This is a genomic window from Bacillus sp. FSL R5-0286 (genome assembly GCF_038593245.1).
Lineage (GTDB): Bacteria > Bacillota > Bacilli > Bacillales > Bacillaceae > Bacillus > Bacillus altitudinis.
Genome location: NZ_CP151977.1, coordinates 94,708 through 110,765, shown reverse-complemented (window position 1 = coordinate 110,765; position 16,058 = coordinate 94,708). Strand labels below are relative to the sequence as shown.

General features: G+C 47.3%; 5 protein-coding genes, 9 tRNA genes and 5 rRNA genes. All 19 read right to left on the bottom strand.

Annotated features, from left to right (window positions below; translation table 11 throughout):
* Window positions 1-2: 2 nt before the first annotated feature.
* Entirely contained in the window at window positions 3-1,382 is a 1,380-nt protein-coding gene (gene radA, locus NST24_RS00590; RefSeq protein WP_017359160.1) for a DNA repair protein RadA, read from the bottom strand.
* A gap of 93 nt (window positions 1,383-1,475) precedes the next feature.
* Window positions 1,476-3,911, bottom strand: coding sequence for an ATP-dependent protease ATP-binding subunit ClpC (gene clpC / locus NST24_RS00585; protein ID WP_007496263.1), 2,436 nt, complete (start codon window positions 3,909-3,911; stop codon window positions 1,476-1,478).
* Window positions 3,908-4,999, bottom strand: coding sequence for a protein arginine kinase (locus NST24_RS00580; RefSeq protein WP_024718295.1), 1,092 nt, complete (start codon window positions 4,997-4,999; stop codon window positions 3,908-3,910). The genes clpC and NST24_RS00580 overlap by 4 nt, the downstream gene beginning before the upstream one ends.
* A gap of 4 nt (window positions 5,000-5,003) precedes the next feature.
* Window positions 5,004-5,561 (bottom strand): UvrB/UvrC motif-containing protein, encoded by a 558-nt coding sequence (locus tag NST24_RS00575; protein ID WP_007496258.1) that lies wholly within the window; start codon window positions 5,559-5,561, stop codon window positions 5,004-5,006.
* Between the two features lie 14 nt (window positions 5,562-5,575).
* A complete protein-coding gene (locus NST24_RS00570; protein ID WP_003217184.1) occupies window positions 5,576-6,040 on the bottom strand; it encodes a CtsR family transcriptional regulator in 465 nt (154 codons plus the stop codon).
* 177 nt (window positions 6,041-6,217) lie between these two features.
* Window positions 6,218-6,333 (bottom strand): 5S ribosomal RNA (rrf, locus tag NST24_RS00565).
* 61 nt (window positions 6,334-6,394) lie between these two features.
* Window positions 6,395-9,325, bottom strand: a 23S ribosomal RNA gene (locus NST24_RS00560).
* A gap of 183 nt (window positions 9,326-9,508) precedes the next feature.
* Window positions 9,509-11,057: ribosomal RNA gene (locus NST24_RS00555) — 16S ribosomal RNA — on the bottom strand.
* Window positions 11,058-11,184: 127 nt separating this feature from the next.
* Window positions 11,185-11,260, bottom strand: a tRNA-Ala gene (locus tag NST24_RS00550).
* 8 nt (window positions 11,261-11,268) lie between these two features.
* A tRNA-Pro gene (locus NST24_RS00545) sits at window positions 11,269-11,345 on the bottom strand.
* 7 nt (window positions 11,346-11,352) lie between these two features.
* A tRNA-Arg gene (locus NST24_RS00540) sits at window positions 11,353-11,429 on the bottom strand.
* An 11-nt stretch (window positions 11,430-11,440) separates the two neighbouring features.
* Window positions 11,441-11,526: transfer RNA gene (locus NST24_RS00535), tRNA-Leu, on the bottom strand.
* Window positions 11,527-11,538: 12 nt separating this feature from the next.
* Window positions 11,539-11,610: transfer RNA gene (locus NST24_RS00530), tRNA-Gly, on the bottom strand.
* Window positions 11,611-11,640: 30 nt separating this feature from the next.
* Window positions 11,641-11,723, bottom strand: a tRNA-Leu gene (locus NST24_RS00525).
* A gap of 7 nt (window positions 11,724-11,730) precedes the next feature.
* Window positions 11,731-11,806: transfer RNA gene (locus tag NST24_RS00520), tRNA-Lys, on the bottom strand.
* Between the two features lie 37 nt (window positions 11,807-11,843).
* A tRNA-Thr gene (locus NST24_RS00515) sits at window positions 11,844-11,919 on the bottom strand.
* Between the two features lie 33 nt (window positions 11,920-11,952).
* Window positions 11,953-12,028 (bottom strand) — tRNA-Val (locus NST24_RS00510).
* Between the two features lie 782 nt (window positions 12,029-12,810).
* Window positions 12,811-12,926, bottom strand: a 5S ribosomal RNA gene (gene rrf, locus NST24_RS00505).
* Window positions 12,927-12,987: 61 nt separating this feature from the next.
* Window positions 12,988-15,918 (bottom strand): 23S ribosomal RNA (locus NST24_RS00500).
* Together the 16S, 23S and 5S rRNA genes with 9 tRNA genes alongside form the textbook arrangement of a ribosomal RNA operon.
* Window positions 15,919-16,058 lie beyond the last annotated feature (140 nt).

The following is a 16,058-nucleotide window of genomic DNA, read 5'->3' as shown; positions in this document are numbered from 1 at the left end:
TTCTATGATCCCCCTAGTGAAATACGAAGTGCCTCTGCTACATTTTCTACACCGACTAACTCAATCCCTCTCGGTTTTTTCCATCCATCTATATTCGCCTGAGGAATAAACATTCGTTTAAATCCTAGTTTAGCAGCTTCCTGCACACGCTGTTCAATTCTTGATACTCTTCTGACTTCTCCCGTCAGACCCACTTCTCCTATAAAGCAATCTGCTTGATGCGGCGCTGCATCTTTAAAGCTTGATGCAATACTGACGGCAATAGCCAAGTCAATCGCTGGTTCATCAAGTTTCACACCACCTGCGACCTTTAAGTAGGCATCTTGGTTTTGCAGTAGCAGCCCTACCCGTTTTTCTAAAACGGCCATAAGCAATGACACTCGGTTATGATCAAGGCCAGTAGCCATTCTCCGTGGATTCCCAAAGCTCGTCGGTGAAATAAGTGCTTGTATCTCCACTAGAACAGGTCTTGTTCCTTCCATTGAGGCAACAACACACGATCCAGATACACCTGCTGACCGCTCTTCTAAGAAGATTTCTGATGGGTTTAATACCTCTGTGAGCCCTTCCTCTCTCATTTCAAAAATTCCTAATTCATTCGTTGAACCAAAACGGTTTTTCACTGCCCGTAAAATACGAAACGTATGATGGCGCTCCCCTTCAAAATAAAGAACTGTATCTACCATATGCTCTAAAAGGCGCGGCCCAGCAATCGAGCCCTCCTTCGTCACGTGACCAACGATAAAAATAGGAATACCATTCGTCTTGGCAATTTTCATCAGCTGGGCAGTGCATTCCCTCACCTGAGAAACAGATCCAGGAGCTGACGTGATATCGCTTTGATAAACGGTTTGAATTGAATCGACCACAACAAAAGCGGGTTTCATCTCTTGTATAGCAGACGTTATATACTCCATATCGGTTTCAGCCAAAACATGTAAAGAGGCACTTTCAATACCGAGACGGTCCGCCCTAAGCTTCGTTTGTTTGATTGATTCCTCACCAGATATGTATAACACATTCTGATTTTGATCTGATAGCTGTGCTGAAACTTGTAATAATAGTGTGGACTTCCCAATCCCAGGATCACCGCCAATAAGAACGAGTGAACCTTTGACAATTCCACTTCCTAATACTCGGTTAAATTCTTCTAAATTCGTTTTAATTCGGGGTTCTTCGGATGTTTCAATTGCAGATATAGGTGAAGGTTTTTGAATGGTTTGAACAGAATGATTAAACGCACTTCGACGATTTGCCGGCTCTTTACGAACGACCTCTTCTGTCATACTGTTCCAAGTGCCGCAGCCGGGACATTTCCCCATCCATTTGGCTGACTCATAACCGCACGATTGGCATATAAATTTTGATTTTGACTTAGCCATAGATTGAAGAATACAACTCCTTATACTGGTCAGAAAATAAGTAAAGGGAGGCATCCAACTTACTGGTATGCCTCACACTTTTTTCTTACTATATTAGTTCGTAGCAGCCGTTGCTTTTACGACAATTTCTCCATCTTCTACATCTAATACGATATGTTGGCCCTTTTCAATATTGCCTTTCAGCAATTCCTCAGAAAGTCGATCCTCGACGTGCTTTTGAATCGCTCTTCTTAACGGACGAGCACCATACTCAAGGTCTACGCCTTCGTCGGCAATCTTGGCTTTTGCTGCTTCCGTCAATTCAATTGAAAGGTCCTGCTCTTTTAGTCGTTTTGTCAATTGATCAGACATGAGAGACACAATCTCTTTTAGATGTTTCTTTTCGAGTGAGTGGAAGACAATGATTTCATCAATACGGTTGATGAACTCCGGTCTAAACGCACGTTTCAGCTCACCCATTACTTTGCCTTTCATATCTTTGTAATTTTGACTTTCATCCTGCACGTTAAAGCCAACATATTTATTGCGCTTTAGCTCACTAGCTCCAACGTTTGAAGTCATAATCAAAATCGTATTTCTAAAGTCAACAGTACGACCTTTAGAATCAGTGAGACGACCATCTTCTAACACTTGAAGTAAGATGTTAAACACATCAGGGTGCGCCTTTTCAATCTCATCTAGAAGCACGACAGAATACGGCTTTCTTCTCACTTTTTCAGTCAGCTGACCGCCCTCATCATAGCCCACATAGCCTGGAGGTGATCCAACAAGTCTTGAAGTCGAGTGTTTTTCCATGTACTCAGACATATCAATACGAATCATCGCTTCTTCATCACCGAAGATAGACTCAGCGAGTGCTCTTGCAAGCTCAGTCTTACCAACACCTGTTGGCCCTAAGAAAATAAAGGAGCCAATCGGACGTTTCGGATCTTTCAGTCCAGCACGGGCACGTCTTACAGCTTTTGCAACAGCAACAACTGCTTCATCCTGTCCAATGACGCGAGAGTGGAGCAATTGTTCCATGTTTAGAAGCTTATCTGTTTCTGTTTGAGCAATTTTTGAAACAGGTACTCCCGTCCAGCTAGAAACAACCATTGCGATATCATCAACAGAAACCTCTGAATTCTCTTGTCCCTGCTTTTCTTTCCAAGATTTCTTCGTCACTTCTACCTTTTCACGCAAACGTTGCTCCGTATCACGAAGAGAAGCGGCTTTTTCAAATTCTTGACTTTGAACAGCTGCATCCTTTTCCTTGCGTACTTCATCCAGCTTTTGCTCAAGTTCCTTTAGATTAGGCGGTGTTGTGAAAGAACGTAAGCGAACTTTTGAACCCGCCTCATCAATTAAGTCGATCGCCTTATCTGGAAGGAAACGATCGGAGATATAACGATCAGAAAGCTTTACCGCCGCCTCAATGGCTTCATCTGTAATAGACACACGGTGATGTGCTTCATAACGGTCTCTAAGCCCTCTTAAAATTTGAATACTTTCATCAACAGATGGCTGGTCCACTTGAATTGGCTGGAATCGACGTTCAAGTGCAGCATCTTTTTCAATATATTTACGGTACTCATCTAACGTTGTTGCCCCGATACATTGAAGCTCACCACGTGCTAAAGATGGTTTTAGAATATTAGAGGCATCAATCGCACCCTCTGCTCCACCTGCACCAATCAGTGTATGAAGTTCATCAATGAAGAGAATGATATTTCCAGCCTGACGGATTTCGTCCATGACTTTTTTCAAACGATCCTCGAATTCACCACGATATTTCGTTCCCGCTACAACGGTTCCCATATCAAGTGTCATGACTCGTTTATCACGCAGAATTTCAGGCACTTCGTTGTGAATAATTTGCTGTGCGAGACCTTCTGCGATCGCTGTTTTACCAACACCAGGCTCTCCAATCAAGACAGGGTTATTCTTTGTTCTTCTACTTAGGACCTCAATGACACGCTGAATTTCTTTGCTGCGGCCAATCACAGGGTCCAAGCTGTCCTCTTTCGCAATAGCCGTTAAGTCTCTTGCCAAGCTATCTAAAGTTGGTGTATTGGCATTGCTATTAGATCCTGCCGCAGATGCACCCGTTTCATTGCTGCCTAGAAGCTGCAATACTTGCTGGCGTGCTTTATTTAAGCTCACTCCGAGGTTATTTAAGACACGGGCAGCTACACCCTCTCCCTCACGAATAAGACCTAAAAGAATATGTTCTGTCCCTACATAGGAATGACCAAGCTTTCTCGCTTCATCCATAGAAAGCTCCGTAACCTTCTTCGCTCTAGGTGTGTAATGAGGAATAGCTTGAGACACCTCTTGCCCTCTTCCAATCAAGCTCTCGACTTCTTTTTGGATTTTATCTGAAACAAGGCCCAGTGCTTCTAATGCTTTTGCGGCGATGCCCTCACCTTCACGTACAAGACCAAGTAAAATATGCTCTGTACCGATGTTCTTATGGCCTAGGCGAATGGCTTCTTCTTGTGCAAGTGCTAATACCTTTTGAGCTCTTTCAGTGAATCTTCCAAACATCATATCGTTTCATCCTCCTGTCCATTCCTATGCATTTCTAAGCGCAGCCTTTCTCTGATAATTGCTGCTCGTTTTATATCTCTTTCATTTGGTTCCAAGGCTCCTCCTGAATATTGCTGAAGGAAGCCAGGCTGTGTCAAAATCATGAGTTCATTCAGTATATTACTTGAAAGCCCCTTAATGATACCTAAATCAATTCCAAGTCGCACATCTGACAAACACTTAGCCGTTTCCTTAGATTCAATCATGCGACAATTAGCCAAAATCCCCAAGGAACGGTACACTCTGTCTTCAAGTTCAATTTTAGACGTCTGATATAATGCCTTACGTGCAGATCGCTCTTGTTCAATGAGCTGCGCCGTCACACTATTCAAGTCATCTACAATATCTTCTTCTGATTGACCCAGTGTCATTTGATTTGAAATTTGAAAGATGTTCCCTATTGCTTCGCTACCCTCACCATAAATTCCTCTGACCACAAGACCTAATTGATTAATTGCAGGAATAATGCGATTCATTTGTCTTGTCAGGGCTAATGCTGGTAAGTGCATCATGACTGAAGCCCTAATACCTGTACCTACATTGGTCGGACAGCTCGTTAAGTATCCTCGCTTTTCTGAAAACGCATAATCCACTTGCTCTTCAATCCAGTCATCTATTTGGTTAGCTGCTTTTAGTGCATTAGCCAGCTGAAATCCTGGGAACAAGCATTGAATACGAATATGGTCTTCCTCATTCAGCATGACACTGATTTCTTCATTTTCTGAAAGCAAACAGCCGCCAAATCTTGATTCTGCTAAATTGGGGCTAATCAAATGCTTTTCAACAAGTACCCTTTTAGCCAAAGGCTGCGTTTCATTCATTCGAATCAGAACAAAGTTTCCAATGTCCTTCACTTCCTGGCTCGCAAACTTTTGCTCGAATTGCTGAAGAACAGCTTCAGCCTCCTCTTGAGAAAACTGAGTTGGGAAACGAACATGCTCTAGATTGCGTGCCAGTCGAATACGACTGCTTAGAACAATGTCACTTTCTGGTCCTTTCTGTTTCATCCATTGACTTAATGCGTCTTGAATAAAATGCTGGAGCGACATGTCGTTAATCTCCCTCCCTCTGCTGAGATTGCTCATGCTCTAACGCACGAATTTGATCTCGAACTTCCGCTGCTTTTTCAAACTCTTCCTGTTCAATCAGCTGCTTCAGTTCTTGCTGCATTAACTCAAGTTTCCGGCGAACATGCAGACTGCCGGCAATCCGTTTAGGGACTTTTCCATTATGGACTGTATTTCCACTATGGACTTTCCTTAAAACAGGATTTAAATACTGATCAAAGGTTCGATAACATTCTGCACAGCCAAAACGGCCTGTTTTCCTGAATTGCTGAAAAGTTAAGCCACACTTAGGACATTGATCGACTTCTCTTGCCTCTTGAAAAATAGATGATCCTTTATTCGCACTTGTGGTAAAGCTAGGATCAATATTCAATAAGCCTGATAATAAGTTGTGAATCGAGAAACCTTGGTTTCCACTCATAGCATATGAATCACTGTTTTCTTTTGCACATTGTTCACATATGTGCATTTCTTGTTTTTCTCCATTTATTACTTTCGTAAAGTGAAAAGTGGCTGGTCTCTCATTGCATTCTTGACAAATCAATCTTTTCACCCGCTTTACTTTAATTTCAAAGCATTCAACATCGCTTTCATCATCCGAGCCCGCAGTTCATCTCGTTCAGGTAAATCAATGTGTAAAACAGAACGGTCCATGACACTAATCATCATCTTTGCTTCTCTTTCGGATAAAATGTTGTTCTCAACAAGACGCATGATGATATGATCAGATGCAGCCTGTGATAAACGATGATATATTTGGGAAATAATGTTGTTCAATAAATCGACTTCATCATTCATTTTGACTTTAATGATACGGATATAGCCACCGCCGCCACGCTTACTTTCGACGATATAACCTCTTTCGCTCGTAAAGCGTGTATTGATAACATAGTTAATTTGTGAAGGTACGCATTGAAACTTATCTGCAATTTCATTGCGTTTAATTTCTAATATTTCTCGACCATTCTGATCCAAGACTTCCTTCAAATACTGCTCGATGATATCAGAAATATTTTGTGCCACTCCGCCTCCTCCTCCATTGACTTTGACTATATTTGACTTTAATCTTACTATAAATTTTTTCGATCGATTTTTCAAGATAATCGCTCAACTAACAATATTATTTCCACATTTATCTGGTGCCAAACGTCCCAAAAACACAAAAAAGATCAGTTCCGACTGGAACTGATCCTTTGAAAAGCTTGGCGGCGTCCTACTCTCACAGGGGGAAACCCCCAACTACCATCGGCGCTGAAGAGCTTAACTTCCGTGTTCGGTATGGGAACGGGTGTGACCTCTTCGCTATCGCCACCAAACCTGATGGAGAGAATGTTCTCTCAAAACTAGATAACAATGTTCACGCTTCACATTAGAATATAGGTTAAGTCCTCGATCTATTAGTATCTGTCAGCTCCACGTGTCACCACGCTTCCACCTCAGACCTATCAACCTGATCATCTTTCAGGGATCTTACTTCCTTGCGGAATGGGAAATCTCATCTTGAGGGGGGCTTCATGCTTAGATGCTTTCAGCACTTATCCCGTCCGCACATAGCTACCCAGCGATGCCCTTGGCAGAACAACTGGTACACCAGCGGTGCGTCCATCCCGGTCCTCTCGTACTAAGGACAGCTCCTCTCAAATTTCCTGCGCCCGCGACGGATAGGGACCGAACTGTCTCACGACGTTCTGAACCCAGCTCGCGTACCGCTTTAATGGGCGAACAGCCCAACCCTTGGGACCGACTACAGCCCCAGGATGCGATGAGCCGACATCGAGGTGCCAAACCTCCCCGTCGATGTGGACTCTTGGGGGAGATAAGCCTGTTATCCCCGGGGTAGCTTTTATCCGTTGAGCGATGGCCCTTCCATGCGGAACCACCGGATCACTAAGCCCGACTTTCGTCCCTGCTCGACTTGTAGGTCTCGCAGTCAAGCTCCCTTGTGCCTTTACACTCTGCGAATGATTTCCAACCATTCTGAGGGAACCTTTGGGCGCCTCCGTTACATTTTAGGAGGCGACCGCCCCAGTCAAACTGCCCACCTGACACTGTCTCCCTGCCCGATAAGGGCAGCGGGTTAGAAGGTCAATACAGCCAGGGTAGTATCCCACCGATGCCTCCACCGAAGCTAGCGCTCCGGTTTCCAAGGCTCCTACCTATCCTGTACAAGCTGTACCAACATTCAATATCAGGCTGCAGTAAAGCTCCACGGGGTCTTTCCGTCCTGTCGCGGGTAACCTGCATCTTCACAGGTACTATAATTTCACCGAGTCTCTCGTTGAGACAGTGCCCAGATCGTTGCGCCTTTCGTGCGGGTCGGAACTTACCCGACAAGGAATTTCGCTACCTTAGGACCGTTATAGTTACGGCCGCCGTTTACTGGGGCTTCAATTCGCACCTTCGCTTACGCTAAGCGCTCCTCTTAACCTTCCAGCACCGGGCAGGCGTCAGCCCCTATACTTCGCCTTACGGCTTCGCAGAGACCTGTGTTTTTGCTAAACAGTCGCCTGGGCCTATTCACTGCGGCTTCTCGGGGCTTTAACACCCTAAGAAGCACCCCTTCTCCCGAAGTTACGGGGTCATTTTGCCGAGTTCCTTAACGAGAGTTCTCTCGATCACCTTAGGATTCTCTCCTCGCCTACCTGTGTCGGTTTGCGGTACGGGCACCTCTCACCTCGCTAGAGGCTTTTCTTGGCAGTGTGGAATCAGGAACTTCGCTACTAAATTTCGCTCGCCATCACAGCTCAGCTTTCACGGGAAACGGATTTGCCTATTTCCCAGCCTAACTGCTTGGACGCGGATATCCAATACCGCGCTTACCCTATCCTCCTGCGTCCCCCCATTGCTCAAATGGTGAGGAGGTGGTACAGGAATATCAACCTGTTGTCCATCGCCTACGCCTTTCGGCCTCGGCTTAGGTCCCGACTAACCCTGAGCGGACGAGCCTTCCTCAGGAAACCTTAGGCATTCGGTGGACGGGATTCTCACCCGTCTTTCGCTACTCATACCGGCATTCTCACTTCTAAGCGCTCCACCAGTCCTTCCGGTCTGACTTCACTGCACTTAGAACGCTCTCCTACCACTGTTCGTAAGAACAGTCCGCAGCTTCGGTGATACGTTTAGCCCCGGTACATTTTCGGCGCAGAGTCACTCGACCAGTGAGCTATTACGCACTCTTTAAATGGTGGCTGCTTCTAAGCCAACATCCTGGTTGTCTAAGCAACTCCACATCCTTTTCCACTTAACGTATACTTTGGGACCTTAGCTGGCGGTCTGGGCTGTTTCCCTTTCGACTACGGATCTTATCACTCGCAGTCTGACTCCCAAGGATAAGTCATCGGCATTCGGAGTTTGACTGAATTCGGTAACCCGGTAGGGGCCCCTAGTCCAATCAGTGCTCTACCTCCGAGACTCTTACCTTGAGGCTAGCCCTAAAGCTATTTCGGAGAGAACCAGCTATCTCCAGGTTCGATTGGCATTTCACCCCTACCCACACCTCATCCCCGCACTTTTCAACGTGCGTGGGTTCGGGCCTCCATTCAGTGTTACCTGAACTTCACCCTGGACATGGGTAGATCACCTGGTTTCGGGTCTACGACCACGTACTCATGCGCCCTATTCAGACTCGCTTTCGCTGCGGCTCCGCATCTTCTGCTTAACCTTGCACGGGATCGTAACTCGCCGGTTCATTCTACAAAAGGCACGCCATCACCCGTTAACGGGCTCTGACTACTTGTAGGCACACGGTTTCAGGATCTATTTCACTCCCCTTCCGGGGTGCTTTTCACCTTTCCCTCACGGTACTGGTTCACTATCGGTCACTAGGGAGTATTTAGCCTTGGGAGATGGTCCTCCCGGATTCCGACGGAATTTCACGTGTTCCGCCGTACTCAGGATCCACTCTGGAGAGAACAACATTTCAGTTACAGGGCTGTTACCTTCTTTGGCGGGCCTTTCCAGACCTCTTCGCTTATATCGTTCCTTTGTAACTCCGTATAGAGTGTCCTACAACCCCAAGAGGCAAGCCTCTTGGTTTGGGCTGTTCCCGTTTCGCTCGCCGCTACTCAGGGAATCGCATTTGCTTTCTCTTCCTCCGGGTACTTAGATGTTTCAGTTCCCCGGGTATGCCTTCTCATACTCTATGTATTCAAGTATGGATACTACTCCATTACGAGCAGTGGGTTTCCCCATTCGGAAATCTCCGGATCAAAGCTTGCTTACAGCTCCCCGAAGCATATCGGTGTTCGTCCCGTCCTTCATCGGCTCCTAGTGCCAAGGCATCCACCGTGCGCCCTTTCTAACTTAACCATTTCTTACTTTAGAAAGAATCACTATGTGTGATGAACTTTGCATTGCATTCAATGTGAATGTATTACTTATTGTTATCTAGTTTTCAAAGAACAATCCTGTCTCGCTAGAGACATGTTTTGAAGGAATGATCCTTCAAAACTAAACAAGACGAAAAACGTACGCTGCTCCATATATCCTTAGAAAGGAGGTGATCCAGCCGCACCTTCCGATACGGCTACCTTGTTACGACTTCACCCCAATCATCTGCCCCACCTTCGGCGGCTGGCTCCATAAAGGTTACCTCACCGACTTCGGGTGTTGCAAACTCTCGTGGTGTGACGGGCGGTGTGTACAAGGCCCGGGAACGTATTCACCGCGGCATGCTGATCCGCGATTACTAGCGATTCCAGCTTCACGCAGTCGAGTTGCAGACTGCGATCCGAACTGAGAACAGATTTGTGGGATTGGCTAAACCTTGCGGTCTCGCAGCCCTTTGTTCTGTCCATTGTAGCACGTGTGTAGCCCAGGTCATAAGGGGCATGATGATTTGACGTCATCCCCACCTTCCTCCGGTTTGTCACCGGCAGTCACCTTAGAGTGCCCAACTGAATGCTGGCAACTAAGATCAAGGGTTGCGCTCGTTGCGGGACTTAACCCAACATCTCACGACACGAGCTGACGACAACCATGCACCACCTGTCACTCTGTCCCCGAAGGGAAAGCCCTATCTCTAGGGTTGTCAGAGGATGTCAAGACCTGGTAAGGTTCTTCGCGTTGCTTCGAATTAAACCACATGCTCCACCGCTTGTGCGGGCCCCCGTCAATTCCTTTGAGTTTCAGTCTTGCGACCGTACTCCCCAGGCGGAGTGCTTAATGCGTTAGCTGCAGCACTAAGGGGCGGAAACCCCCTAACACTTAGCACTCATCGTTTACGGCGTGGACTACCAGGGTATCTAATCCTGTTCGCTCCCCACGCTTTCGCTCCTCAGCGTCAGTTACAGACCAGAGAGTCGCCTTCGCCACTGGTGTTCCTCCACATCTCTACGCATTTCACCGCTACACGTGGAATTCCACTCTCCTCTTCTGCACTCAAGTTTCCCAGTTTCCAATGACCCTCCCCGGTTGAGCCGGGGGCTTTCACATCAGACTTAAGAAACCGCCTGCGAGCCCTTTACGCCCAATAATTCCGGACAACGCTTGCCACCTACGTATTACCGCGGCTGCTGGCACGTAGTTAGCCGTGGCTTTCTGGTTAGGTACCGTCAAGGTGCAAGCAGTTACTCTTGCACTTGTTCTTCCCTAACAACAGAGCTTTACGATCCGAAAACCTTCATCACTCACGCGGCGTTGCTCCGTCAGACTTTCGTCCATTGCGGAAGATTCCCTACTGCTGCCTCCCGTAGGAGTCTGGGCCGTGTCTCAGTCCCAGTGTGGCCGATCACCCTCTCAGGTCGGCTACGCATCGTCGCCTTGGTGAGCCGTTACCTCACCAACTAGCTAATGCGCCGCGGGTCCATCTGTAAGTGACAGCCGAAACCGTCTTTCATCCTTGAACCATGCGGTTCAAGGAACTATCCGGTATTAGCTCCGGTTTCCCGGAGTTATCCCAGTCTTACAGGCAGGTTACCCACGTGTTACTCACCCGTCCGCCGCTAACATCCGGGAGCAAGCTCCCTTCTGTCCGCTCGACTTGCATGTATTAGGCACGCCGCCAGCGTTCGTCCTGAGCCAGGATCAAACTCTCCGAAAAAGTACAAAACCGAAGTTTTGTTTTTCGTCAGCGTTTGACTGACTACCTATGATGTATCATAGGATTTTTTTATAAAAACTCGAATTAACAGGTACGTTTTGTCTTGTTTAGTTTTCAAAGATCATATTGGTGGAGCCTAGCGGGATCGAACCGCTGACCTCCTGCGTGCAAGGCAGGCGCTCTCCCAGCTGAGCTAAGGCCCCATAAAAGATGGTCGGGAAGACAGGATTCGAACCTGCGACCCCTTGGTCCCAAACCAAGTGCTCTACCAAGCTGAGCTACTTCCCGATCTTAATGGCGCGCCCGAGAGGAGTCGAACCCCTAACCTTTTGATCCGTAGTCAAACGCTCTATCCAATTGAGCTACGGGCGCTTATTTTATAATGCCGAGGGCCGGACTTGAACCGGCACGGTAGTCACCTACCGCAGGATTTTAAGTCCTGTGTGTCTGCCAATTCCACCACCCCGGCGTGGATGGTATAAGCGGAAGACGGGATTCGAACCCGCGACCCCCACCTTGGCAAGGTGGTGTTCTACCACTGAACTACTTCCGCATTACAGGATTTCTTTATGTTGTTTGGCAATGCGGGTGAAGGGACTTGAACCCCCACGTCATAAAGACACTAGATCCTAAGTCTAGCGCGTCTGCCAATTCCGCCACACCCGCATGAAAATGGTGAGCCATGAAGGACTCGAACCTTCGACCCTCTGATTAAAAGTCAGATGCTCTACCAACTGAGCTAATGGCTCGCTTTTAAAGCGACTTGTCTATCTTACCATATGAAAGTGGTGCCGGCAAGAGGACTTGAACCCCCAACCTACTGATTACAAGTCAGTTGCTCTACCAGTTGAGCTACACCGGCTTTATCTATCCTAACATTATGTAAGAATAAATATGGTGGAGGATGACGGGCTCGAACCGCCGACCCTCTGCTTGTAAGGCAGATGCTCTCCCAGCTGAGCTAATCCTCCATATTATGTCGTTTCGAATGTCTCTCGATCTGACAAATAGTATTATATAACGATAAGATATTGTTTGTAAAGACTTTTTTAAAATAATTTTTGAATTTATTTTAAAGCTATTTTTTCACATCTTTTCGTTAAGGCACCTAAAGAAGTTTACCACTTGTCTCTTCATTTTAAAAGTCTTTTTTTCATTTTTTTATGTTTTTTTGTTAAAAAGGGCATTAATAGCGCTTTTTCAATGTAAAAACAGCTCTTTTAAAGCTGAAAAATGTTTGTTTTATTCCTTAAATTCTCAGATAACGTGCATATAGAAACGGATTTTTTTATTATTTTATTTTTTCGAGAAACCATTTTGTATATTTGCTTTATATTAAATTGATCCTGGCCATTTTCCAAAAATTCGTCTCAATGTTCCCTTACCTCATCAAACATTGTGGTGCTTAACTCAAATCTTCCTCCTCTCTCTCATTAGCAAACCAAGATGCCCTTTGCTCTCTTATGTAGGTTTCAATGATCTAGCAGCAAGCGCAGTTCGCTACATATGGTTGCCAGAGGAGAAGATCCTTTTTAGACATGTTTACTCTTTTGATGTTGACTCTTAGCAAGATGAGCGAGCGACGGGATTAGATGATAAAAATTTTATAGAATGTCTAGAATGCCAGTGAAGGGGATGAAATGAATGAGTTATTGAGAATGTAGTGAAAGACCACTATTTTCAATATAAATAGATATATCATTTATTAAAACACAAAAAAGACCAGTTCCGACTGGAACTGATCCTTTGAAAAGCTTGGCGGCGTCCTACTCTCACAGGGGGAAACCCCCAACTACCATCGGCGCTGAAGAGCTTAACTTCCGTGTTCGGTATGGGAACGGGTGTGACCTCTTCGCTATCGCCACCAAACCTGATGGAGAGAATGTTCTCTCAAAACTAGATAACAATGTTCATTTTTCACATTAGAATATAGGTTAAGTCCTCGATCTATTAGTATCTGTCAGCTCCACGTGTCACCACGCTTCCACCTCAGACCTATCAACCTGATCATCTTTCAGGGATCTTACTTCCTTGCGGAATGGGAAATCTCATCTTGAGGGGGGCTTCATGCTTAGATGCTTTCAGCACTTATCCCGTCCGCACATAGCTACCCAGCGATGCCCTTGGCAGAACAACTGGTACACCAGCGGTGCGTCCATCCCGGTCCTCTCGTACTAAGGACAGCTCCTCTCAAATTTCCTGCGCCCGCGACGGATAGGGACCGAACTGTCTCACGACGTTCTGAACCCAGCTCGCGTACCGCTTTAATGGGCGAACAGCCCAACCCTTGGGACCGACTACAGCCCCAGGATGCGATGAGCCGACATCGAGGTGCCAAACCTCCCCGTCGATGTGGACTCTTGGGGGAGATAAGCCTGTTATCCCCGGGGTAGCTTTTATCCGTTGAGCGATGGCCCTTCCATGCGGAACCACCGGATCACTAAGCCCGACTTTCGTCCCTGCTCGACTTGTAGGTCTCGCAGTCAAGCTCCCTTGTGCCTTTACACTCTGCGAATGATTTCCAACCATTCTGAGGGAACCTTTGGGCGCCTCCGTTACATTTTAGGAGGCGACCGCCCCAGTCAAACTGCCCACCTGACACTGTCTCCCTGCCCGATAAGGGCAGCGGGTTAGAAGGTCAATACAGCCAGGGTAGTATCCCACCGATGCCTCCACCGAAGCTAGCGCTCCGGTTTCCAAGGCTCCTACCTATCCTGTACAAGCTGTACCAACATTCAATATCAGGCTGCAGTAAAGCTCCACGGGGTCTTTCCGTCCTGTCGCGGGTAACCTGCATCTTCACAGGTACTATAATTTCACCGAGTCTCTCGTTGAGACAGTGCCCAGATCGTTGCGCCTTTCGTGCGGGTCGGAACTTACCCGACAAGGAATTTCGCTACCTTAGGACCGTTATAGTTACGGCCGCCGTTTACTGGGGCTTCAATTCGCACCTTCGCTTACGCTAAGCGCTCCTCTTAACCTTCCAGCACCGGGCAGGCGTCAGCCCCTATACTTCGCCTTACGGCTTCGCAGAGACCTGTGTTTTTGCTAAACAGTCGCCTGGGCCTATTCACTGCGGCTTCTCGGGGCTTTAACACCCTAAGAAGCACCCCTTCTCCCGAAGTTACGGGGTCATTTTGCCGAGTTCCTTAACGAGAGTTCTCTCGATCACCTTAGGATTCTCTCCTCGCCTACCTGTGTCGGTTTGCGGTACGGGCACCTCTCACCTCGCTAGAGGCTTTTCTTGGCAGTGTGGAATCAGGAACTTCGCTACTAAATTTCGCTCGCCATCACAGCTCAGCTTTCACGGGAAACGGATTTGCCTATTTCCCAGCCTAACTGCTTGGACGCGGATATCCAATACCGCGCTTACCCTATCCTCCTGCGTCCCCCCATTGCTCAAATGGTGAGGAGGTGGTACAGGAATATCAACCTGTTGTCCATCGCCTACGCCTTTCGGCCTCGGCTTAGGTCCCGACTAACCCTGAGCGGACGAGCCTTCCTCAGGAAACCTTAGGCATTCGGTGGACGGGATTCTCACCCGTCTTTCGCTACTCATACCGGCATTCTCACTTCTAAGCGCTCCACCAGTCCTTCCGGTCTGACTTCACTGCACTTAGAACGCTCTCCTACCACTGTTCGTAAGAACAGTCCGCAGCTTCGGTGATACGTTTAGCCCCGGTACATTTTCGGCGCAGAGTCACTCGACCAGTGAGCTATTACGCACTCTTTAAATGGTGGCTGCTTCTAAGCCAACATCCTGGTTGTCTAAGCAACTCCACATCCTTTTCCACTTAACGTATACTTTGGGACCTTAGCTGGCGGTCTGGGCTGTTTCCCTTTCGACTACGGATCTTATCACTCGCAGTCTGACTCCCAAGGATAAGTCATCGGCATTCGGAGTTTGACTGAATTCGGTAACCCGGTAGGGGCCCCTAGTCCAATCAGTGCTCTACCTCCGAGACTCTTACCTTGAGGCTAGCCCTAAAGCTATTTCGGAGAGAACCAGCTATCTCCAGGTTCGATTGGCATTTCACCCCTACCCACACCTCATCCCCGCACTTTTCAACGTGCGTGGGTTCGGGCCTCCATTCAGTGTTACCTGAACTTCACCCTGGACATGGGTAGATCACCTGGTTTCGGGTCTACGACCACGTACTCATGCGCCCTATTCAGACTCGCTTTCGCTGCGGCTCCGCATCTTCTGCTTAACCTTGCACGGGATCGTAACTCGCCGGTTCATTCTACAAAAGGCACGCCATCACCCGTTAACGGGCTCTGACTACTTGTAGGCACACGGTTTCAGGATCTATTTCACTCCCCTTCCGGGGTGCTTTTCACCTTTCCCTCACGGTACTGGTTCACTATCGGTCACTAGGGAGTATTTAGCCTTGGGAGATGGTCCTCCCGGATTCCGACGGAATTTCACGTGTTCCGCCGTACTCAGGATCCACTCTGGAGAGAACAACATTTCAGTTACAGGGCTGTTACCTTCTTTGGCGGGCCTTTCCAGACCTCTTCGCTTATATCGTTCCTTTGTAACTCCGTATAGAGTGTCCTACAACCCCAAGAGGCAAGCCTCTTGGTTTGGGCTGTTCCCGTTTCGCTCGCCGCTACTCAGGGAATCGCATTTGCTTTCTCTTCCTCCGGGTACTTAGATGTTTCAGTTCCCCGGGTATGCCTTCTCATACTCTATGTATTCAAGTATGGATACTACTCCATTACGAGCAGTGGGTTTCCCCATTCGGAAATCTCCGGATCAAAGCTTGCTTACAGCTCCCCGAAGCATATCGGTGTTCGTCCCGTCCTTCATCGGCTCCTAGTGCCAAGGCATCCACCGTGCGCCCTTTCTAACTTAACCATTTCTTACTTTAGAAAGAATCACTATGTGTGATGAACTTTGCATTGCATTCAATGTGAATGTATTACTTATTGTTATCTAGTTTTCAAAGAACAATCCTGTCTCGCTAGAGACATGTTTTGAAGGAATGATCCTTCAAA

Excerpts from the sequence above, each read along its gene's own strand:
- NST24_RS00580 (WP_024718295.1), bottom strand. The coding sequence starts at position 4,999 with ATGTCGCTCCAGCATTTTATTCAAGACGCATTAAGTCAATGGATGAAA.
- clpC (WP_007496263.1), bottom strand. The coding sequence starts at position 3,911 with ATGATGTTTGGAAGATTCACTGAAAGAGCTCAAAAGGTATTAGCACTT.
- radA (WP_017359160.1), bottom strand. The coding sequence starts at position 1,382 with ATGGCTAAGTCAAAATCAAAATTTATATGCCAATCGTGCGGTTATGAG.